This window comes from Bradyrhizobium sp. LB11.1, assembly GCF_040549385.1.
In the GTDB taxonomy this organism is placed as follows: domain Bacteria; phylum Pseudomonadota; class Alphaproteobacteria; order Rhizobiales; family Xanthobacteraceae; genus Bradyrhizobium.
On the sequence record NZ_JBEPTH010000003.1, the window covers coordinates 713038 to 733401 of the forward strand.

At 62.2% G+C, this 20364-nt stretch carries 18 protein-coding genes and 1 pseudogene; 10 read left to right on the forward strand and 9 right to left on the reverse strand.

Going from position 1 to position 20364, the window contains the following annotated elements:
• Positions 1 to 223 precede the first annotated feature (223 nt).
• Positions 224 to 1363 (forward strand): hypothetical protein, encoded by a 1140-nt coding sequence (locus tag ABIA96_RS11135; protein WP_354137080.1) that lies wholly within the window; start codon positions 224 to 226, stop codon positions 1361 to 1363.
• Positions 1364 to 1422: 59 nt separating this feature from the next.
• Here the strand turns inward: ABIA96_RS11135 and ABIA96_RS11140 are convergent, their stop codons facing one another.
• Together ABIA96_RS11140 and ABIA96_RS11145 are read right to left on the reverse strand one after the other, a co-directional pair.
• Complete coding sequence (locus tag ABIA96_RS11140; RefSeq protein ID WP_354137081.1) at positions 1423 to 2031, reverse strand: general stress protein; 609 nt, start codon at positions 2029 to 2031, stop codon at positions 1423 to 1425.
• A gap of 12 nt (positions 2032 to 2043) precedes the next feature.
• Complete coding sequence (locus tag ABIA96_RS11145; RefSeq protein ID WP_354137082.1) at positions 2044 to 2379, reverse strand: hypothetical protein; 336 nt, start codon at positions 2377 to 2379, stop codon at positions 2044 to 2046.
• Positions 2380 to 2614: 235 nt separating this feature from the next.
• On the opposite strand from ABIA96_RS11145, the gene ABIA96_RS11150 reads away from it, so the two are divergent.
• The 3 genes and pseudogenes from ABIA96_RS11150 (at position 2615) to ABIA96_RS11160 (ending at position 6234) form a co-directional block, all read left to right on the forward strand.
• Entirely contained in the window at positions 2615 to 3790 is a 1176-nt protein-coding gene (locus tag ABIA96_RS11150) for a zinc-dependent alcohol dehydrogenase (protein ID WP_354137134.1), read from the forward strand.
• 57 nt (positions 3791 to 3847) lie between these two features.
• Positions 3848 to 4855, forward strand: coding sequence for an alpha/beta fold hydrolase (locus ABIA96_RS11155; RefSeq protein WP_354137083.1), 1008 nt, complete (start codon positions 3848 to 3850; stop codon positions 4853 to 4855).
• An 82-nt stretch (positions 4856 to 4937) separates the two neighbouring features.
• Positions 4938 to 6234 (forward strand): annotated as a pseudogene (locus ABIA96_RS11160) (DUF892 family protein).
• Between the two features lie 333 nt (positions 6235 to 6567).
• Here ABIA96_RS11160 and gor read toward each other — a convergent pair.
• From gor to rpiA, 3 genes are all read right to left on the reverse strand, one after another.
• Complete coding sequence (gene gor, locus ABIA96_RS11165; protein ID WP_354137084.1) at positions 6568 to 7956, reverse strand: glutathione-disulfide reductase; 1389 nt, start codon at positions 7954 to 7956, stop codon at positions 6568 to 6570.
• A gap of 79 nt (positions 7957 to 8035) precedes the next feature.
• On the reverse strand, positions 8036 to 8557 hold the full coding sequence (locus ABIA96_RS11170) for a DUF2059 domain-containing protein (RefSeq protein ID WP_354137085.1): 522 nt from the start codon (positions 8555 to 8557) through the stop codon (positions 8036 to 8038).
• A gap of 2 nt (positions 8558 to 8559) precedes the next feature.
• Positions 8560 to 9273, reverse strand: coding sequence for a ribose-5-phosphate isomerase RpiA (gene rpiA, locus ABIA96_RS11175; RefSeq protein WP_354137086.1), 714 nt, complete (start codon positions 9271 to 9273; stop codon positions 8560 to 8562).
• Positions 9274 to 9427: 154 nt separating this feature from the next.
• Here rpiA and ABIA96_RS11180 point away from each other — a divergent pair, with 154 nt between their 5' ends.
• The 6 genes from ABIA96_RS11180 to ABIA96_RS11205 all read left to right on the forward strand — a co-directional run bounded on the left by ABIA96_RS11180 (position 9428) and on the right by ABIA96_RS11205 (position 15785).
• Positions 9428 to 10117, forward strand: a complete 690-nt coding sequence (locus tag ABIA96_RS11180) for an HAD-IA family hydrolase (protein WP_354137087.1) — start codon at positions 9428 to 9430, stop codon at positions 10115 to 10117.
• A 160-nt stretch (positions 10118 to 10277) separates the two neighbouring features.
• Positions 10278 to 10778, forward strand: a complete 501-nt coding sequence (locus ABIA96_RS11185) for a hypothetical protein (RefSeq protein WP_354137135.1) — start codon at positions 10278 to 10280, stop codon at positions 10776 to 10778.
• Positions 10779 to 10885: 107 nt separating this feature from the next.
• The gene (gene moaA, locus ABIA96_RS11190; RefSeq protein WP_354137088.1) at positions 10886 to 11920 is read left to right on the forward strand and encodes a GTP 3',8-cyclase MoaA; all 1035 of its coding nucleotides are present in this window, start codon (positions 10886 to 10888) and stop codon (positions 11918 to 11920) included.
• A 172-nt stretch (positions 11921 to 12092) separates the two neighbouring features.
• Positions 12093 to 12674, forward strand: coding sequence for a TRAP transporter small permease subunit (locus ABIA96_RS11195; protein WP_354137089.1), 582 nt, complete (start codon positions 12093 to 12095; stop codon positions 12672 to 12674).
• 28 nt (positions 12675 to 12702) lie between these two features.
• Positions 12703 to 14358 carry a TRAP transporter large permease gene (locus tag ABIA96_RS11200; RefSeq protein ID WP_354137090.1) on the forward strand — a complete coding sequence of 552 codons (1656 nt, stop codon included), beginning with the start codon at positions 12703 to 12705 and terminating at the stop codon, positions 14356 to 14358.
• Positions 14359 to 14483: 125 nt separating this feature from the next.
• The gene (locus ABIA96_RS11205) at positions 14484 to 15785 is read left to right on the forward strand and encodes a M20/M25/M40 family metallo-hydrolase (protein WP_354137091.1); all 1302 of its coding nucleotides are present in this window, start codon (positions 14484 to 14486) and stop codon (positions 15783 to 15785) included.
• 164 nt (positions 15786 to 15949) lie between these two features.
• Here ABIA96_RS11205 and ABIA96_RS11210 read toward each other — a convergent pair whose 3' ends face one another.
• From ABIA96_RS11210 to ABIA96_RS11225, 4 genes are all read right to left on the reverse strand, one after another.
• Positions 15950 to 17251, reverse strand: coding sequence for a sensor histidine kinase (locus tag ABIA96_RS11210; RefSeq protein ID WP_502918811.1), 1302 nt, complete (start codon positions 17249 to 17251; stop codon positions 15950 to 15952).
• A gap of 76 nt (positions 17252 to 17327) precedes the next feature.
• Complete coding sequence (locus ABIA96_RS11215; protein ID WP_354137093.1) at positions 17328 to 18002, reverse strand: response regulator transcription factor; 675 nt, start codon at positions 18000 to 18002, stop codon at positions 17328 to 17330.
• Between the two features lie 251 nt (positions 18003 to 18253).
• A complete protein-coding gene (locus tag ABIA96_RS11220; protein ID WP_354137094.1) occupies positions 18254 to 19342 on the reverse strand; it encodes a TRAP transporter substrate-binding protein in 1089 nt (362 codons plus the stop codon).
• A gap of 299 nt (positions 19343 to 19641) precedes the next feature.
• A complete protein-coding gene (locus ABIA96_RS11225; RefSeq protein WP_354137095.1) occupies positions 19642 to 20040 on the reverse strand; it encodes a response regulator transcription factor in 399 nt (132 codons plus the stop codon).
• Positions 20041 to 20364 lie beyond the last annotated feature (324 nt).

Genomic DNA, 20364 nt, shown 5'->3' on the forward strand with positions numbered 1-20364 from the left:
ACAAATTAGGCAAGTCCAGGCGCTCTCCCGGACGCGTGAGACGCTAGCGCTGCGTCGGAGGGACAAACCAACCGGGCGATCTAACCTCCGGTGCAAGCACCGGATTTTCCCTGAACAACCTTGCCGCGGCACGGCGCCGGGCGCATCCGCTGATCCGCAGACGGACTGGCCCAAAATTCGCAATGAAGTTGCAAGCTGGCAATGGCGCAGAGCGGAGAACGTCATGAACGTGCATGCTGCGGGCGATCTCAAGACGACCGGTCTCACCCATCCGAACGGCGCGCCGCTCCGCCTCAACACCCGGGATTTCGTGGCGATCGATCGCGACCGGAATGCGAAGTTCGAGGCGACGTACCGTCCGCAAGCGCTCTACAACCGCGCCAGCGAGGGCTTTCACGCCAACAACGAAACCTTCCTGCTCCACGAAGTCGCGACCAATCTGCCGATCTATCGCCCCGACACCGGGCCCACCGATTTCCATCTGCATCTGCCGCCGGGCGGCTTTCAGCTCGTGCTGGTCACCTCGGGCGCCTTCACCTTCGACTATGACGGCCGCTTCTACAATGTCGGCCCCGGTGCTGTGATGCTGCAAAGCGCGATCGTGCATCGCCAGCTGTTCTACACCTGGTCGGGCCTGTCGACCGACGAGAATCTGAAGACACCGCAGACCGTGGTGCCGGATCCGATCCCGATGGGCTATTCCGGCAAGTTCCTCGAAGCTTTCATCACCGATCCCACGAGTTTTCCGAACCCGACCATCGTCGGTCCGGAGCAGATCAACGAGGCCGAGACGCCGCGCGTGGCCTGGAGCCATCCGCTGCACGATCGCCCCGCCGATGGAGGCTTCTGGCTTCAGGATCCGCTGGCGCTGGACGCACTTTTCAAGCCGCTCGTCGACAGCCCCGTCAAATCCGCCCTGCCAGTCTATGTGCGCGATATCGGGATCGAGGTTCCAAGCGGCCATCTCGTCACCGGCCACATCATCGCGACCGACCCGCGCGGCCAGTCGCTGCTGCCGAAGAGCAGGTCGATCGCCGCGGACCCCGACTGCTTTGCCAAGGGAGACGTCGTGATCTATCGCGTCATTCGTGGCACCGCCGAATTCAAGAAAAAGGCCGGCGAGACCTTTGAACTCTCCGCCGGCGACGTGGTGACGGCGGGCAAGGATTCGATCAATCTCGTCGGCGTCGGCGACAATACTCAGGTGCTCCGGCTTGGCCTGCTCAAGGGCATGAACGATCTTCGCAGCTGGACGCCGACGCAGCGCGACGAGATCGACGGCCTGGCCAGCCAGATCATCACGCAACAGGATGTTCGCCCGGTGCGCACCGAAGGCAAACCGGTCGGATATCTCTACGCGTAGCGACGAAAAAAAGAACGGCCCGCCGAAGCGGGCCGTCGAGATCTCATTTAGCACAATGATCAGCCGTAGAGCTGCCGCTCCTTGCGAACTTCTTCGGCGCCATAAGGCTTGCTGGCGGGATCGAACGACCTCCATCCGGCCTTTTGCCAAGCGGAACTGCGGTCCCGCAAGTTAACGGAGGACTCGTTCAGAATCGTGTCGAGCCGGGATCGTTCCGCATCTGCCACTCGCGCCGACACGAGCGTGCCTCCGCGACGCACGCCCTCGGCATAGGAGTCTGCATCCTCCCGCGAAACGCCGGCCTCAGTGAGTGCTCCGACAACACCGCCTGTAGCGGCTCCAGCGGCCGCACCAACCGCAGTCGCGGCCAGCCAGCCAGCAGCGACGACGGGTCCAAGGCCGGGGATCGCCAGCAGACCAAGGCCCGCGAGAAGTCCCGCGGTACCGCCCAGGCCCGCACCAATGCCGGCGCCCTTGCCAGCGCTCTCAGCGCGATCGTCAACGCCATTCTGGTCACGATCGACCTTCCTGTCGGCGTTGAACCAGCTTTCCGAATTGTTGGCGACGATGCTGATGTCCGAGTGCGGCACGCCGGCAGCCTCGAGCCGCTGAACCGCCCGCTGAGCATCATTGTAGTTGTCGTAAAGACGAGAAATCGTAACGGTCATTTTGGTTCTTTCTTACTTGGCCGAATTGACGTTGCCTTGGAAGTCGACGCTGACCGCGGTGGTCGATCCACCCTTGCTGGCCTGGCCGCGCCAAACGCCTTTGTCGTCCTTCTTCAGCGCGGTGACGTTGGCGTAGCCGGCATCCTCGATCTTCGATTTGGCTTGTCCTTCGGTGAAACTGTTGCGACCGGCAACAGGAGCATCGGAGTTATTCTTACCGGCACGGTTGACCGCGTTGTTGTTCGGTCCCGATTGTGCGGGCGGATTTTGCGCTAAAGCCGGGGTAGCCGCCAATGCCGTGGTAGCCGCGAATAAAGAAATACAAACGAAGAGCGACGGGCGTTTCATAACGTCTCCAGAGTCTGAGGAGTGAAGCCAAGCCCCTACGGGAGCTTTAGTTCCTACGCCCCTGCCCCGTCACACCTAGCGATCAACCTTGGACAAATATCATCCACGTGATCGCCGTGAGAACGGCGAGTCCCACACTCACTACGGTGTTAGGAACCTAGCGCCGCGCATCCTGTTGCGTCTGCACGACATGACCCGTGAAGGCGCATGCCGTCCCCAAAATGGAGATTTGACCATGCGTGCACTTTGTTGGCACGGCAAAGGCGACGTCCGGGTGGACACGGTCCCTGATCCAAAAATTCAACATCCGCGCGATGCGATTATCAAGATCACCGCCTGCGCCACATGCGGATCGGATCTGCATCTCTTTGACGGCTACCAACCGACCATGGAGAGCGGCGACATCCTTGGGCACGAGAACATGGGCGAGGTGATCGAGCTCGGCTCGGAAGTCACGAATTTGCAGATCCGCGACCGCGTCGTCGTACCTTTCACGATCAGCTGCGGAGATTGCTGGTTCTGCCGGCAGGGGCTGTTCTCCTGCTGTGACCGGACCAATCCGAATGCGGAGATCGCGGCCAAAGCGATGGGCCAGTCGCCCGCGGGACTTTTCGGCTTCAGTCACATGCTCGGTGGCTATTCGGGAGGCCAAGCCGAATACCTGCGCGTGCCCATGGCGGACATCGGTCCGATCAAGATTCCCGAAAGCATCACGGATGAGCAGGCCTTGTTCCTGTCCGACATCTTTCCAACCGGCTACATGGCTGCCGTCAATGCGCAGATCGAACCGGGCGACACAGTCGCGATCTGGGGATGCGGTCCCGTCGGTCAATTCGCCATCCGCTCCGCCCTCATGTTGGGAGCAGGACGTGTCATAGCCATCGACGAGGTGCTCGAGCGCCTCGAAATGGCGGAAGCCGGTGGCGCCGAAATCATCGATTTCTCGAAGGCGGATGTCCACGAGGAGTTGATGAGACGAACCAACAAGCGCGGTCCCGACAGTTGTATCGATGCGGTGGGCTGCGAAGCATCGGGCCACGGCTCGGCGGACGCTGTACTCGACAAGGTCAAGGCAGCAACCTTCCTGGCGACGGACCGCGTTCACGTTCTGCGGCAGGCCATCATGGCCTGCCGTAAGGCGGGTACAATATCGATTCCGGGCGTGTACGTCGGAATGGGTGACAAAATCCCGCTCGGCGCGGCCATGAACAAGGGATTGACCATCAAAACCGGCCAGACCCACGTTCAGGCTTACACCAAGCCACTGCTCGCCAAGATCATCGAGGGCGACATCGACCCCAGCTTTGTGGTGACCCACCCGGCTAGTCTGGAAGACGCGCCCGAGATGTACAAGAAATTCCGCAACAAGGAAGCCGGCGTCATCAAGGTCCTGATGAGACCGGGACGTTAATCAGGAAGGCGCCCTTTCCTTTTTCCAACAGCTGGTTCCGTTCAGCGAAAGCGTCACATGCGCATATTGAAAAAACGTTCACCCTCGCTGACGGCCACGGCCCTCGGTGCTCTGGCAGACTATCCGCTCGCCTCCGCCCTGGTTGCAACGGCCGGCCTGATGGCTGCGGCCGCGGTCGTCAACGGGCGCCTTGCCGACAAGGCACAGCGTGATAACCCTCCGCAGGGCCAGTTCATCGACATTGACGGTGTCCGCCTGCACTATGTGGAGCGCGGATCGGGGCGTCCTCTGGTTCTGCTCCACGGCAATGGCAGCATGATCCAGGATTTCGAATCGAGTGGTCTCATCGATCTCGCGGCCAAGGACTATCGCGTTATCGTGTTTGATCGTCCGGGATTCGGCCATAGCCTGAGGCCCCGAAATGTCGTTTGGACGCCTGCGGCCCAGGCCGACCTCTTCCGGAATGCGCTGGCGCGGCTTGGCATCGAAAAAACGATCGTGCTCGGACATTCCTGGGGCGCATCGGTTGCGATCGCGTTGGCAAGCAGAGATCCCTCAATGGTCGAGGCTCTAATACTGGCGTCGGGCTATTATTTCCCGACGGCCCGCACCGACGCGATGATGGCAATGGCCGGGCCGGCGATACCCGGATTTGGCGATATCCTCAGTCACACTATTTCACCGATCCTTAGCCGGCTGATGTGGCCGGCGATGCTGCGGCAGCTTTTCGGGCCGAAATCCGTCCCGCAAAAATTTGATGGCTTCCCCAAATCCCTTGCCGTGCGTCCATCGCAACTGCGCGCAGGCGCCGCCGAGGCAGCGTTAATGATCCCTGCGGCAATGCTGTCTGAAAAGACGTACGGCGAACTGGCCATGCCGGTCACCATCCTGGCCGGCGAGAACGATCGCCTCATCGACATCGACGAGCAGTCCGGAAGGCTGCACGACGAGATCAAGCACAGCAAAATGCGTCGAGTCCCAAATGCAGGACACATGATTCAGCAATCCGATACAGCCGACCTTATGGCCGCGGTCGACGAGGCCGCAGCGCAAACGCTGCATTGATCTGAGCGGGGCGACTTCGAATTAGGAACGTCGACCACAGCGCCCAGTTGGCCCCGGTATCTCCTGCCAATCAGAGGTTATCATGTATCATCACGTCAAGAAGCTCATGTTCACAGTCCGGGTCGACGAGCCCGATCCGCGGTTCGGCAACATGCTGCTGGAGCAATTCGGCGGGGCCAACGGCGAGCTGGCGGCCGCCATGCAATATTCCATCCAAGGTCTCAATTGCGAAGATCCGGACCGCAAGGATCTTCTGATGGATATCGGCACCGAGGAACTGAGCCATCTCGAAGTCGTCGGCTCCCTCGCGCGCCTGCACTTGAAGCCCATGAAATTCGATCGCGAAGCGGCGGAAGCCGATCCGTTGATCGCGATCGCCGGGGGCGGCGGTGTCAATCTCTTCAACTCGCAGGGCAGTGCGTGGACGGCCGATTACCTCAAGATCACCGGCGAACTCGACGTCGACCTGCGCAGCAACATCGCCGCGGAAGCGCGGGCCAAGATCGTCTATGAACGTTTGATCAATTTCTGCGATGACGCCGGCACCAAGGACGCCCTGCAGTTCCTGATGACCCGGGAAATCCACCCACATGAAGGCGTTCTCGCGTGCGCTGGAAAGCATGAGCAAGCCCGCCTTCAGCATCGGCCGTATTGCTCCGACGCCCGGCCTTGTGGACCAGTTCTTCAACGATTCGACCGGGTCCGGCGACAACGGAGAGATCGACACAAGAGGTCCCTGGAACGAAGGCGAAGACTGGGTTTTCATGGAATCGCCGGCGCTCCAGAGCGGCGATACCGCCGCGGCGCCCTCGATCGTTGCCGAGAGCTCGCCATCGGAACCTCTCGTTGGTCTTGACGAACTGCTGCTGGATCAGCTGCGAGACCTCTTGCACGCCGAGAAGCAGTTGACGAAGGCATTGCCTGAAATGATCGAAGCCGCACGCTACGACCAACTCGGCGAGCTGTTTACCGTTCATCTGGCCGAGACCGAAGCGCAGATCGAACGTCTCGACGAGTGCTTCGAGCTGCTCGGCAAGAAGCCTCGCGCCAAGCCTTGTAAGGGAATGCAGGGACTTGTCGAAGAGGGCGACGAAGTGATCAAGGAAGGCACCAAGAAGGACGATGCGGCCGCGGATCTTGGGTTGATCGGCGCGGCTCAGCGTGTCGAGCATTACGAGATTGCCGGTTACACGACTGCTCGCAACCTTGCGCAGCAATTGCGTCACAGCGGTGTGGTCGCGCTGCTTTCCAAGAATCTGGCTGAGGAAGAGAACGCGGATCAGTTACTCAATCAGGTCGCACGTTCGCTGATGTCGGTGGCGAAAATGCCCGCCGCTATCGAGCAAAGCTTCATCGAAGACGAGCCCGCCGGGCGCTAGGCATCGTCAGCATTGGCCAACAAAAATCAGGGCGGCCCCAGTGGGGCGGCCGCCGATCCGTACGAAAGGACCTGGCATGCCCCCGAAGATCAAAGAACATACCTGCCCGGTGCAAAAGATACACTCATATCCTTATCGGAGCGGAGTTTAACCTGCTGTGGGTCGTCTTTCTCGACGATTCCGGAGAGTGCTGGGCCTACGATAATTCGCAAATCCGCGCCCAGAAGGACGTCACGATAGGACGGACGTTCGTTTCGATGCACAAGGCGGCGCAGTTGGCACCAAACGAGGAACCGTCCAGGCGATAAAAAACGGGCCTGACGAATCCCCTCCCTACTCCGCCGCCTGGCGCACGTGGCGCGCGGTCGGGGTGCGCATCGTCACCAGCTCTTCGGCGGCGGTCGGATGCAGCGCGATGGTCGCGTCGAAATCGGCCTTGGTCGCCTTCATCTTCACGGCGATGGCGACAACTTGCGTGACCTCGGCGGCGCAATCGCCGACGATGTGACAGCCGAGCACGCGGTCGGTCGAGCCGTCGACGACGAGCTTCATCAGCACGCGCGTGTCGCGGCCCGACATCGTCGCCTTGATCGGACGGAACGTCGTCTTGTAGATGTCGATATGGCCATATTGCGCGCGCGCTTCGGTTTCCGTCAGTCCGACGGTGCCGACCTCCGGCTGCGAGAACACCGCGGTCGGTATGGTGGAATGATCGACCTGCACCGTACGCTTGCCGAACACGGTATCGGCGAAAGCATGGCCCTCGCGGATCGCGACCGGCGTCAAATTGTGGCGATGGGTGACGTCGCCGATCGCATAGATGCTGTCGACCGAGCTCTTCGAAAAATGATCGACCGCGATGCCGCCGTTGTTCGGATTGATGACGACGCCCGCTTTCTCCAGGCCGAGATTGGCGACGGCCGGATGGCGGCCGATCGCGAACATCACCTGGTCGGAGGCGATGCTCGATCCGTTCGACAGATGCGTGGTGAATTCCTCGCCGTGGCGATCGACCTTCGCCACCGTGCAGCCGGTGAGAATGGTAATGCCCTGCTTCTCCATCTCGCTACGGACATGGGCGCGGACATCCTCGTCGAAACCGCGAAGAATATTGTCGCCGCGATAGACCACGGTGACGTCGGAGCCGAAGCCGGCGAAGATGCCGGCGAATTCCAGCGCGATGTAGCCGCCGCCCTGGATCACGATCCGCTTCGGCAGCTTCTTCAGGTGAAACGCCTCGTTGGAGGAGATCACATGCTCGATGCCGGGAATCGAAGCGCCGTGGTTGGGCGCACCGCCGGTTGCGATGAGGATATATTTCGCGGTGATCGTCTTGTCGTCTGCGAGCAGGCGGACGGTGTGCTTGTCCTCGATCACCGCGCGGCTCTTGACGACCTGAGCGCCCGATTTCTCGACGTTGGCGGTATAGGCCGCCTCCAGCCGCGCGATCTCCTTGTCCTTGTTGGCGATCAGCGTCGGCCAGTCGAAGGTTGCAGGCGGAACGTTCCAGCCGAAGCCCGCGGCATCCTCGATCTCATGTCGGAAGTGTGAGCCCATCACGAACAGCTTCTTCGGCACGCAGCCGCGGATCACGCAGGTGCCGCCCATACGGTACTCTTCCGCGAGCATCACGCGGGCGCCGTAGCCGGCCGCGATACGGGCGGCACGCACGCCGCCCGAACCGCCACCGATGACAAAGAGGTCGACCTCGAATTCAGCCATTGTCCACTCCGACCTCTTCAACCCAAACCGCGACGCGCTTTGGGGCTTTCTGATCAGCTATCCTGTCAGGTAGGTACTGTCACATTTCCTTGCCACGCTTCTTCATCTCCGCGCGGAAGGTAGCCGCGACGACCTCGGAGAAGTTCCGTGCCCAGTCGTTCATGACCTGCATGCTGAGGCTGATGGCCTTGGGCTCGTTGGTGATCAGCTTCTGACCGAGCGGCGACTTGTAGAACGCGACGAGATCTTTCAGCTCCTGCTCGGTGAACTCGCCGGCATAGACCCCCACCATGCCATCGCCGATCTCCTGCTCGCGGCCGGCAAGCTGCTTGGTGACGATCGGGGCGAGTTCGTTGAGGTCCTTCTGGTAGTTGAGGTTCTGCCCGATCAGGGTGCCCTTGACCTTCTCCACCATGCCCGGCACCGCGTTGGCGTACATCGCGTTGGCATTCTTCAGCGTCAAAATCTCCCTCGCCGCCGCAATCGCCGCGGGAGAGGGCGCGGCCGGGGCTGCCTGCTTCTGCGCAGTCGCAGGCGCTGCCCCCAGTGCCAGCGCGAAGGCGAGGCACGCAGCGGGCACGATCTTCAAAACGCTCTTCATTCCTAGTCTCCTTTCGGCTTTCGCCGTTCAATCACGCGGATTCCCTCGCCACCCGCCAAAACAGCCGAGCTGGCCAAGCCGATAAACAACCCATGCTCAACCACGCCGGGGATCGCGCTCAACGCCTTGGCAAGGTTGGGCGGATCCGCAATACGTCCGAGCCGGGCATCGACGATCCAGTGGCCGCCATCGGTGACGAAAACGTGGCCATCTTTGGCCTTGCGGACCGCCATTTGCCCGGAAACGCCGCATTCCGCAAATGCCTTCTCGATGGCGCGGCGGGTCGCCCCAAGCCCGAACGGGATGACCTCGACCGGCAGCGGAAATTGGCCGAGCGTCGGCACCCATTTGGTATCGTCCGCAATCACGATCATGCGATCCGAGGCAGCTGCCACGATCTTCTCGCGCAGCAGCGCACCGCCACCGCCCTTGATCAGATTGAGCTCGGGATCGATCTCGTCGGCGCCATCGATTGTGATGTCGAGATGATCGATCTCGTCGAGCGTGGTCAGCGGCACGCCGCAGCGCTCCGCATCGGCGCGGGTCGTCTCCGAGGTCGGCACGCCGATCACCTTGAGGCCGGCGGCAACGCGTTCGCCCAGCAGCTCGACGAAATGTTTTGCGGTGGAGCCGGTGCCGAGGCCGAGCTGCATGCCGTCACGCACCTCTTCGAGCGCGCGCGCCGCAGCCTGCCGCTTCAACTGGTCCATGTTCACGTTTGCGCCCGCCTTTCAAAGTCAGGAGTGCCGCTGGTGGTGTCGCTTGCGGCGCGCCTATGTAGCCTCGTTTTCCCCGCCGGAACAGGCCTATAAGCCGATCTTATAGCCCCGCCCCTTGCGCCGGTACGGCCGGGCCGGTAGCGCTTGACCCATGACCTCCTCCCAAAAGACCTCTCCCTACACCCTCGTTTTCGATCTCGACGGCACGCTCGTGGATACGGCGCCCGACCTGATCACCGCGCTGAATTACGTGCTCGATCGCGAAGGCCTGCCCCCGGTGCCGATGGCCTCGGCCCGCAATATGATCGGCGCAGGCGCCCGCAAGCTGATCGAGCGGGGCCTGGAGGCCGAGGACCGCACGGTCACGCCTGCCGAGATGGACCGGTTGACGGCGGATTTCATCGCCTATTACGCCGACCATATCGCGGTCGAATCCCGCCCCTTCGAGGGGTTGCTGGACGCACTCGATCTGCTCGCGGCGCAAGGCCATCGCCTTGCGGTCTGCACCAACAAGCTGGAATGGCTGTCGAAGCGGCTTTTGGACCAGCTCGACCTCACCCGGCGGTTCGCGGCGATCTGCGGCGCGGACACTTTTGGGGTGCCGAAGCCCGATCCGACCATTTTCCGCGAGACCGTGGCGCGGGCCGGCGGCGACATCAAAGCCAGCATCATGGTGGGCGACGCCGGGACTGATGTCGGGGTGGCCCGGCGTGCCGGGGTGCCCGTAATCGGGGTCAGCTTCGGCTATACGGACGTGCCGATTGCCGAGCTGAAGCCGGACCGGCTGATCCATCACATGCGCGACCTGCCGGCGGCCGCCCACAGCCTGATGTCAGCTTAGGCGCCATGCAAGGCACTGACATAGCTGGGTTATTCTCATGGAACCCAGCGTTAACCATCTATTTACTATGCGCGGACCGCCGGTTGCTTGCCCCAGGCGACGCTCCTAAGGTCCGCGCGGGGTTATGTGGCGGTTCGTCGCAGTAGAAGTGTGGATGGTCATGCGTCGTGTCATCGCGATTGCGTTAGCGGGGGCGAGCCTCCTGGGAGCAACAAGCCTTGGCGGCTGCTCCTCAGTCTCTTGGGACATGTTCAAATCGGCGCCGCCGACCGTTCAGGTCCGGCTCGACTCCAATCCTCCGGGGGCGGACGCCACGACCTCACTCGGTCAGGGCTGCAAGACCCCCTGCTCCGTCTCGGTTCCCGCGCCGGAGGCTCCGTTCACGGTCACCTTTGCGCTGCCCAAGTACCAGCCGACCAGCGTGCCGGTGAACGTGATCAAGAATCCCGGCGATTTCACCACGCCCGCCTCGGTGACCACCGATCCGAACCCGGTGTTTGCGGAGCTTCAGCTCGCGGTGCCGCCCAAGCCCGTGAAGAAGAAGCCGCACCGGCCGAAGAGGCCGAAGCCGGCAGCCGCCGCGCCCGCCGCGGCGCCGGCCGATGCTGCAGCGCCCGCAGCCGGTTCTGCGTTCCCCGATCCGAACGCGGGCAAGCGTTAATCTACGTATACCACCCGATTGTCCTCTGCCTGCGCGATGCTTAGATTGCGTCCAGAGCACCACTGAAGCAAAGGTGCGCCCGTCGCCGTAAGTGACAAGGCATTGGTATGAACGGACCTATCGCGAGCCCGAGCGCCGCGCTGTCGAGCGCGATGACCGATCCGTTCGGGCGGACCATCTCCTACTTGCGCGTTTCCGTCACCGATCGCTGCGATCTGCGCTGCTTCTATTGCATGTCGGAAGACATGACATTCCTGCCCAAGGCCGACCTGCTGACGCTCGAGGAACTCGACCGGCTCTGTTCCGCCTTCATCGCCAAGGGCGTGAAGAAACTGCGGCTCACCGGCGGCGAGCCGCTGGTCCGGCGCAACGTGATGTCGCTGGTGCGCTCGCTGTCGCGGCATCTGACGAGCGGTGCGCTGGACGAGCTGACGCTGACCACCAACGGCACGCAACTCGCAAAGCATGCCCGGGAGCTGGCTGATTGCGGCGTCCGTCGCATCAACGTTTCGCTCGATACGCTCGATCCCAAGAAGTTTCGCGAGATCACCCGCTGGGGCGAGATCGACAAGGTGCTGGAAGGCGTCGAGGCAGCGCGCGCTGCAGGGCTCGCCGTGAAGATCAACGCGGTGGCACTGAAGAACCTCAACGAGGACGAGCTCCCCGATCTCTTGCGCTGGGCCCATGGCAAGGGCATGGGGCTGACCCTGATCGAAGTGATGCCGATGGGCGAGATCGGTTCAGGCCGCATCGACCAGTACTTGCCGTTGTCGCTGGTGCGCGCACGCCTCGCCCAGCAATTCACGCTGACGGATCTGGCCGAGAGCACCGGCGGACCGGCGCGCTATGTCAGCGTCGCCGAGACTGGCGGCAAGCTCGGCTTCATCACGCCGATGACCCATAATTTCTGCGAATCCTGCAACCGCGTGCGCGTCACCTGCACGGGCACGCTGCACACCTGCCTCGGACACGAGGATGCCTCCGATTTGCGCAAACCTCTGCGTGCATCTGATGACGACACGCTGCTTGCGGCTGCGATCGACCGCGCCATCGGGCTGAAGCCCAAGGGCCACGATTTCATCATCGACCGCCGCCACGACCGCCCCAGCGTCTCCAGGCATATGAGCGTCACCGGCGGTTGAATAAGGGGCGGCCTGCGGACCTATTCCCCTTAACTATCAACAAACTTCCGATTGACTGGCGGCACCGCCGCTGGTTTTGTGCGACTGCCTTAAGCCTTCGCGGCGGGAGAAGCCGACGCGCCTAGTCGGCGTAGACCAAAGACGGTTAGGGCAAAATCGGGGGGACCTATCGTTGCAAACGCTCCTAAAGCTGAGCCGGGGAATAGACGCGTTCACACGTTGGACGGCCAGGCGTTTGGCTTGGCTGATCCTGGTCGCCGTGGTCATCTCCGCCGTCAATGCGATTGTCCGCAAGACGTTTGATACCTCGTCCAATTCCTGGCTTGAGCTGCAGTGGGTGCTTTTCAGCATTGTCTTCCTGCTCTGCGCGCCATGGACTCTGCTCGACAACGAGCACATCCGGATCGACATTTTCAACAGCATGATGCCGAAAAAGGTGCGCAACGTCATCGACGTCATCGGTCATTTGTTTTTCCTGCTGCCGCTGACGGTCGTGATGATCATTACTGGCGTACCGTTCTTTCTGCGCTCGTTCCACATCAACGAACAATCCGGCAATGCCGGCGGCCTGCCACAATGGCCGGCCAAGTCGCTGATCATGATCGCCTTCGCCTTCCTGCTGGTTCAAGGCGTTTCCGAACTGATCAAGCGGATTGCGGTGATGCGCGGGCTGATTCCCGATGCTCACGAGTCGCAGGTAAAGGCGATCGAAGCCGAGGTCGAGCATCTCGTCGAAGCGATCGAAAAGAAGTGACCGCCAGCGGCGTTTTTCGGGAGGATTTATGACCGCGTTTCTAATCGCCAATATGGCGCCGATCATGTTTGCGGCGCTGGTCGTCGTGCTGCTGCTCGGCTATCCCGCAGCATTTTCACTCGGCGCCGTCGGCCTTATCTTCGCAGTGATCGGAATCCAGCTCGGCGAATTTCGCCCGGACTTCCTGCAAGCCCTGCCCGAGCGCGTCTACGGCGTGATGAACAACGACACGCTGCTCGCGATTCCGTTCTTCACCTTCATGGGCCTGGTGCTCGAGCGGTCCGGCATGGCTGAAGATCTGCTCGACACCATCGGCCAGCTGTTCGGCACCATCCGCGGCGGCCTCGCCTATGCGGTCGTGTTCGTCGGCGCGCTGCTCGCGGCGACAACGGGTGTGGTCGCGGCCTCCGTGATCTCGATGGGCCTGATCTCGCTGCCGATCATGCTGCGCTACGGCTATGACCGCCGCATGGCCACCGGCATCATCGCGGCGTCCGGTACGCTGGCGCAGATCATCCCGCCCTCGCTCGTCCTGATCGTGATGGCCGACCAGCTCGGCAAGTCAGTCGGCGACATGTACGAAGGCGCATTCATTCCGGGCCTGGTGCTCTCCGGGCTCTACGCGGGCTACGCGTTCCTCGTCACCCTGATCTTCCCGAAGGCCGCTCCGGGCCTGCCGAAGGAAGCGATCGGCTTTCGCGAGGACAGTGGCGATCGCGGCCTGCGATCGCTGGGCGTGTTGTTCCTGGCGAGCTGCGCGTTCGGCTGGTTCATGATGCGGGGGTCGGAGACCCACGGCGCCGATTTCGTCGTGCTCAGCATGTTCTTCGGCATTCTGTTCGCCTTCTTCGTCGCCGTGCTGAACTGGATTACCGCCCGGCTCCTCGGCTTCCGTTTCCTCTCGAAGATGGCGCAGCAGACCACCTTCGTGATGGTGCCGCCGCTGTTCCTCATCTTCCTCGTGCTCGGCACCATCTTCATCGGCATCGCAACGCCGACCGAAGGCGGCGCCATGGGCGCGGCCGGCGCCCTCATTCTCGGCGCCATGAAGCGGCGGCTGAATTGGGACCTGATCCGTCAGGCCGTGGAATCCACGGCGAAGCTGTCCGCGTTCGTGGTCTTCATCCTGGTCGGCGCGCGCGTGTTCTCGCTGACCTTCTACGGCGTCAACGGCCATGTCTGGGTCGAGCATCTCCTGACCTCGCTGCCCGGCGGCCAGATCGGCTTCCTGATCTTCGTCAACGCCTTCGTGTTCGTGCTGGCGTTCTTCCTCGATTTCTTCGAACTCGCCTTCATCGTGATCCCGCTGCTCGGACCCGCGGCCGAGCATCTCGGCATCGACCTGATCTGGTTTGGCGTCATTCTCGGCGTCAACATGCAGACCTCGTTCATGCATCCGCCGTTCGGCTTCGCGTTGTTCTATCTGCGCTCGGTCGCACCGAAAGAATCCTATATCGACCGCGTCACCAAGAAGCGCATGGAGCCGGTCACCACGGGCCAGATATATTGGGGCGCGGTCCCGTTCGTGGTCATTCAGATCATCATGGTGCTGCTGGTCATCAGTTTCCCGTCGATGGTGATGCACTACAAGGGCGTGCAGTCGAACATCGATCCCAACAGCATCAAGATAGAGGTTCCGCAGATCGAGCTGCCGCCGCTTGATTTCGGTCAGCCCAAGCAGTAGCGGCCGTCGCCTTCGCATCACTGTTCCGTCCAAGCGGAACATGATGCGCGCGTGCGTCGGCCCGCGTGACACGCGTGGCAAACACGGGCATACCGGGCGTTCCTCCAATCTTGGGAACGCCGTGCATGCTCCGATCGCACCCTGCTTCCTCACTCGCTGGTTCGTTGATCGCCTCGCTTTGGCTCGCCTGTGCCGCGACCAACGCGCATGCCGAGCCCAATGCCAATGTCGTGGCCGAGGTTCAGGCGCTGGCGCAGAAGGAGCAGCAGCCGCTGCTCGACACGCTGCGCGATCTCGTCGGCATCGAATCCGGCAGCAAGGACATCGAAGGTCTGAACCTGATCGCGGGCCGCGTGGCCGACCAGCTTAAACAGATTGGCGGCACGGTGGAGATCCTGCAGCCCACCGACATCTATCGCCTCGACGACACGCCGGAGAAGATCGGCCCGGCCGTGCACGCCGTCTTCAAGGGCACCGGCAGCAAGAAGATCATGCTGATCGCCCATATGGACACGGTGTACCTGAAGGGCATGCTGAAGGACCAGCCGTTCCGCATCGACGGCGACAAGGCCTACGGCCTCGGCATTGCCGACGACAAGCAGGGCGTCGCGCTCATTCTCCACACCGTGGCGATGCTGCAGAAGCTGAATTTCAAGGACTACGGCACCCTCACCGTGCTCACCAATGGTGACGAGGAAATCTCCTCGCCCGGCTGGCGCAGCACCATCACTAAATTCGCCGCCGATCAGGACGTCGTGTTCTCGTTCGAGGGCGGCGGCACCGACGGCACGCTGCGGCTTGCCACCAGCGGCATCGGCTCGGCCTATCTCACCGTCACAGGCAAATCCTCGCATGCGGGCGCGCGGCCCGAGGGCGGCATCAATGCGCTCTACGAGCTCTCGCACCAGGTGCTGCAGATGAAGGACCTGTCAAAACCCGAGCAGGGCCTGAAGCTGAACTGGACAGTGTCCAAGGCCGGCACCAACCGCAACGTGATCCCTGCTGAAGCCACCGCGCAGGCCGATGCGCGCGCGCTCAAGGTGTCGGATTTCGACGAGCTGCAGAAGGCGCTGCAGGACAAGATCAGGAATCGCCTGCTGCCCGATTCCAAGGTCGCGCTGAAATTCGAAGTGCGCCGTCCGCCGCTGGAAGCCAACGAGGCCTCACGCAGCGTCGCGGCCTACGGCCGGACGATCTACGGGGAGATTGGACTGCCGCTCAAGGTCGACGAGAAGGCGACCGGCGGCGGCACCGACGCCGCGTTTGCCGCGCTCAAGACCAGGGGCGCCGTGGTCGAAGGCATGGGCCTGTCGGGCTTCGGCGCGCATTCCAACGATGCCGAATATGTGAAGCTCGACACCATCGTGCCGCGCCTTTACCTGACCACGCGCATGATCATGGATCTGTCCACCGGCAAGCTGAAATAGCCGCGCCTTTCTTCCTTCTCCCCTTGTGGGAGAAGGTGGCGCGAAGCGCCGGATGAGGGGTCTTCTCCGCGCATTCAACTTGCAGTCCGACTCGCGGAGAGAACCCCTCACCCGGCTTCGCCTTCGCGAAGCCACCCTCTCCCGCAAGGGGAGAGGGTGCACCATCAGTGCCGCGCGACTCTCGACTCAACGTCGCCGGCGTCCTCCGCCAGCCTGAAACGCAGGGTGAATTCGGCGCCGCCGCCGGGAAGATTGTCCACCGCGACCGTCGCGTCATGATCGTCGGCGACGCCGCGCACGATCGATAGCCCGAGGCCGGCGCCGTCGCTGCGCTGGCGATCCCTGCGCCAGAAGCGCTGGAAGATCAGCTCGCGTTCGGCTTCCGCCACGCCGGGACCGCAATCGCGCACGCGCACCGAACCATCGTCGCCGACCTCGACATCGACCGAGGTCTCCTTCGCGGTGAACTTGATGGCGTTTTCGGCGAGGTTGAAGATCGCGCGTTGCAACATCTCGGAATTGCCGTGGATCATCACCGGCGCATCGGCGCCCCGGAGCGCAATGTCCTTGTGCTGCGCGATTGCGAACGGCGCGATCGCGCCCACGACTTCGGCGCAGACGGCGCGCAGATCCGCGGTCTCGCCGGGATCGAGCACCAGCGTGTCGAGCTCGGCGATCTCCAGCAGCTGGGCGACGATCCGGCTCATGCCCTCGATGTCGTCATGCAGCACCTGCCTTGCGGCGTCATCGCCGAGCGTCTCGATCCGCGTGCGCAGGATCGCAAGCGGCGTACGCAATTGATGCGCGGCGTCGGCCGTGAACTGGCGTTGCACACGAAAACCGTCCTCGAGACGATCGAGCGCCTGGTTGACGGCGGTGACGAGCGGCATGATCTCGCGCGGAATCTGCTCGGTCGGCAGACGGATGTCGGTGCGCGCCGGGCCGATATTGCTGGCCTCCTCCGAGGCCATCCAGAGCGGCGCGATCGCGCGGCGGAAGATGATGATATCGATGGCGAGCAGGATCAGAAGAATGGGGATGGTGATCCACCCGACCCGGCGGAAAAAGTTGGACACGATGTCGTCGGTGATGACGTCGCGATGCGACAGGTCTTCCGCCACCTGAATGCGAAAAGTGGTGTCGCCGATCGTCTGGGTCACGTCGGCGCCGGAGATCGTCTCCGATTCAACGCTGCCAGTCTTCTTGTGCGACGAGAACAGCAGGCGGCCGTCGGCATCGCGGATGTCGTACTGGTAGCGGCCATAGGCTTCCGAATAGAGGCCGCGAAGGCTCTCGGGCAGATTGAACGTCACCTTGCCGCCGGGCTGGACCGCGATACGCTCGGCCAGCGTCTCGGCCTGGGCCCGCATCGCCGCGCGATGCAGCTGGTCGATCTCGGAATTCAAGAGCCAGAGCAGGACCAGCGGAAGGAAGATCGCCACCACTGCGACAGCGATGATGTGCATGAACACGATGCGCGAGATCAGCGATTTGAACGATGGCCTGGTGAACAACCCGGCGCGAAACCCGATTTGGGCCACGCTATTTCTCCTCGGCCAACATGTAGCCGACACCACGGATGGTGTGGATCACGACCTTGGCGCCATGCTCGGCAAGTTGTTTGCGCAGCCGGGAGACGTACACCTCGACCGCGTTCGAGGCGACCTCGCCCTCCAATCCGAAGATGTGGTCTTCGACATTCTTCTTCGGCACCACCCGCCCCTGCCGGCGCAGCAGGATCTCCAGCACCGAAGTCTCGCGCGACGACATGATCCGCGGTTTGTCATCGACGAAGATCTGGCGGCTTTCGGTGTCGTAGACGAGATTGGCAAGCCGCAGCGAGCGCCCGAGCAACTGGCCTGGACGGCGCAGGATCGCCTCCAGCCGCGCCACCAGCTCCTCCATCGCGAACGGCTTTGCCAAATAATCGTCGGCGCCGCTGCGCAGGCCGTTGACCCGGTCCTGCACGCCGCCGCGCGCGGTCAGCACCAGCACCGGCAGCGGTTCCATCTGCCGTCGGAGTTCGCGCAACACCGACAGGCCGTCGCCGTCAGGCAGGCCGAGATCGAGGATCATCGCGGCATAGCTGACATTGTGCACAGCGTCGCGGGCCTCCTCGGCGGAGCCGACGATGTCGCTCTCATAGCCCGCCGCCGCCAGCCCGCTGGCCACGAGCCGCGAAAGCTCGGCATTGTCCTCGACGATCAGAAGGCGCATTGCATATCCGGTGAAAACATGCGGCTCGCGTCGCATCTTCGTTCTCTTCCACCATCTATGTGGTTTCGGCCAGCAAAAAGGCGAGCCTCACCCGCCTTTTGGCCCCTGTCAGGTTTATGTAAGCTAACCGCGCGTGCTCAAGGGTTGCGCGGGATCGCTTTTCAGATCTTGGGGGAGCCCCCAAGCGTGTCGCGAAGACGTCAGGGCCCCGGAGCCTTTGCTCCGGGGCTTTTCGTAACGCACACTGCAGCTCAGCTCTGCGAGTGACGCGCCATGAAGATGTCGTAGCCGACTTCTCCGACCTGGAACCAGGCATAGCTGTCGCTGGAGAACTTGGTCAGGGACTCGTAGACCTTCTTGAAGTTGGGATTGGTCGCCGAGACCTCGTCGTGCAGCTCCTTCGCCGCCTTGTAGCAGGCGTCCATGATCGGCGGCGAGAAGGCGTGCAGCTTGGTGCCGTTGGCGAGCAGTTTCCTCAGCGCCAGCGGATTGGCCTGGTCGTAGCGGGCCATCATGTAGTTGTTGGAGTAATGCCCGGCCTGCGCGAGTACGCTCTGGTAATATTTCGGCAGCGCATTCCATTTGTCGAGGTTGACGTAGGCGAGCAGCATCGGGCCGCCTTCCCACCAGCCGGGATAGTAGTAGTGCGGCGCGATCTTGTAGAAGCCGAGCTTCTCGTCGTCATAGGGGCCGACCCACTCGGCGGCGTCGATGGTGCCCTTCTCCAGCGCCGGATAGATGTCGCCGCCGGCAAGCTGCTGCGGCACCGTGCCGAGCTTCTGGAGCACGCGACCGGCAAAACCGCCGATGCGGAATTTCAAGCCGCTGAGATCCTCGGGCGTGTTGATCTCTTTCCTGAACCACCCGCCCATCTGGCAGCCGGTGTTGCCAGCCAGCAGCGAGATGACGTTGTAGCTCTTGTAGAACTCGTTGAGGATTTCGCGCCCGCCGCCCAGCATGTACCAGGCCTGGTTGATGCGCATGTTCGGACCGAACGGCACCGACGAGCCGAAGGTGAAGGTCGGGTCCTTGCCGAAATAGTAATAGGACGCGGTGTGGCCGATCTCGCAGGTGGCGTTCTGCACGGCATCGAGTACCTGAAGGCCCGGCACGATCTCGCCGGCGGCGAAGACCTGGATCTGGAACTTGTTGTCGGTGGCTTCCGCCACCATCTTGCTCATCAACTCGGCGCCGCCATAGAGCGTGTCGAGCGATTTCGGCCAGCTCGTCGGCATGCGCCATTTGATCTCCGGCATCGACTGCGCAATCGCGGGAGCGGCTAGCGTGGCGGCGCCTGCCGCACCAAGCCCTGTGACCTTGATGAAGTCTCGTCTCTTCATGGTTTCCTGCCCTGATGGATGGTGATTGTGAGCCTTCTTGCCGAGGCTTGGGGGCAGCATGACGCAAGGGCCGGACGAATGCCATGGTGATCGCACTGCGGTAAAAGGAAATAGCCCTGCCTCCTCGAGGCCGGGCGTGAAGCCAGCGGTTGTTCGTGGGGATTTCATTGGATCAACCAGATCGGCCGCAACCTGGTGGATGTCCTTGCACACTCGGCACGCAAACGTCCGGATATCGAAACCCACGAGCCAGCACCGCTTCAGTTCGGCCATGCTGACATCTGCGAACGACGAGGCCTTCACTCGGTTGGGGAGGCCGGCGGCGCTGCGTTCAGGAGATTGGAAACAGCGGTGACAAGCTGCGCGGGCGCAAACGGCTTCGCCAACATTATGCTGTTAGGGACACCCTGTGACGGCCAATCGTCGGCGTCCTTTCCGCTCATATAAACGATGGGAAAGGTAGGGTCGATTTCTCTAGCGTGTCGTGCGACGTGCCACCCGTCTACCCTTCCAGCACGCAGATTGATATCTGTGACAAGCGTCCGGTATTTGCCTTCGGCGACATCAAGCAGCTCGATGGCACGTTCGCCAGATGAAGCTATGAGGGCTTCGAATCCTCCGTCTCTGAGGCATTCCTGGACGATGGTTTGAACATCCGGGTCGTCTTCAACAACCAGGATAAGCACTTGGCTTGTCATTTGTTTACTCCGCGTGCGCCGCCATCACAGCAGCGGGGTACACGCGGTCGGGGGATCATTGTTCCGGAGAAAGTGTGCAAAAGCGTACACAAATACAGCACGCCTATGGCGCTGAAGGCCCCGGATCGATCAACCGGGCTCCGCTCGCGAGCAATAGAAACATCGCCTGATAGCCGCGATATCTCGCGGCTATTCGCGTTCTTTCACGGCCCTTCCCCAGGATAATGCCAGACTGGTCGCAAACTCGCCATTCCCAGCCACGGCGATTGCGATCGATCAACATAAGCTCCAGCATTGAAGCTAAGCCACCCTGGGTACTGAACC

Excerpts from the sequence above, each read along its gene's own strand:
- ABIA96_RS11210 (WP_502918811.1), bottom strand. The coding sequence starts at position 17,251 with ATGCACATCATCGCTGTCGCAGTGGTGGCGATCTTCCTTCCGCTGGTC.
- ABIA96_RS11135 (WP_354137080.1), top strand. The coding sequence starts at position 224 with ATGAACGTGCATGCTGCGGGCGATCTCAAGACGACCGGTCTCACCCAT.
- ABIA96_RS11225 (WP_354137095.1), bottom strand. The coding sequence starts at position 20,040 with ATGACAAGCCAAGTGCTTATCCTGGTTGTTGAAGACGACCCGGATGTT.
- ABIA96_RS11180 (WP_354137087.1), top strand. The coding sequence starts at position 9,428 with ATGACCTCCTCCCAAAAGACCTCTCCCTACACCCTCGTTTTCGATCTC.
- ABIA96_RS11170 (WP_354137085.1), bottom strand. The coding sequence starts at position 8,557 with ATGAAGAGCGTTTTGAAGATCGTGCCCGCTGCGTGCCTCGCCTTCGCG.
- moaA (WP_354137088.1), top strand. The coding sequence starts at position 10,886 with ATGAACGGACCTATCGCGAGCCCGAGCGCCGCGCTGTCGAGCGCGATG.
- ABIA96_RS11145 (WP_354137082.1), bottom strand. The coding sequence starts at position 2,379 with ATGAAACGCCCGTCGCTCTTCGTTTGTATTTCTTTATTCGCGGCTACC.
- ABIA96_RS11150 (WP_354137134.1), top strand. The coding sequence starts at position 2,615 with ATGCGTGCACTTTGTTGGCACGGCAAAGGCGACGTCCGGGTGGACACG.
- gor (WP_354137084.1), bottom strand. The coding sequence starts at position 7,956 with ATGGCTGAATTCGAGGTCGACCTCTTTGTCATCGGTGGCGGTTCGGGC.
- ABIA96_RS11140 (WP_354137081.1), bottom strand. The coding sequence starts at position 2,031 with ATGACCGTTACGATTTCTCGTCTTTACGACAACTACAATGATGCTCAG.
- ABIA96_RS11220 (WP_354137094.1), bottom strand. The coding sequence starts at position 19,342 with ATGAAGAGACGAGACTTCATCAAGGTCACAGGGCTTGGTGCGGCAGGC.
- ABIA96_RS11205 (WP_354137091.1), top strand. The coding sequence starts at position 14,484 with ATGCTCCGATCGCACCCTGCTTCCTCACTCGCTGGTTCGTTGATCGCC.
- ABIA96_RS11185 (WP_354137135.1), top strand. The coding sequence starts at position 10,278 with ATGCGTCGTGTCATCGCGATTGCGTTAGCGGGGGCGAGCCTCCTGGGA.
- ABIA96_RS11155 (WP_354137083.1), top strand. The coding sequence starts at position 3,848 with ATGCGCATATTGAAAAAACGTTCACCCTCGCTGACGGCCACGGCCCTC.
- ABIA96_RS11200 (WP_354137090.1), top strand. The coding sequence starts at position 12,703 with ATGACCGCGTTTCTAATCGCCAATATGGCGCCGATCATGTTTGCGGCG.
- ABIA96_RS11215 (WP_354137093.1), bottom strand. The coding sequence starts at position 18,002 with ATGCGCCTTCTGATCGTCGAGGACAATGCCGAGCTTTCGCGGCTCGTG.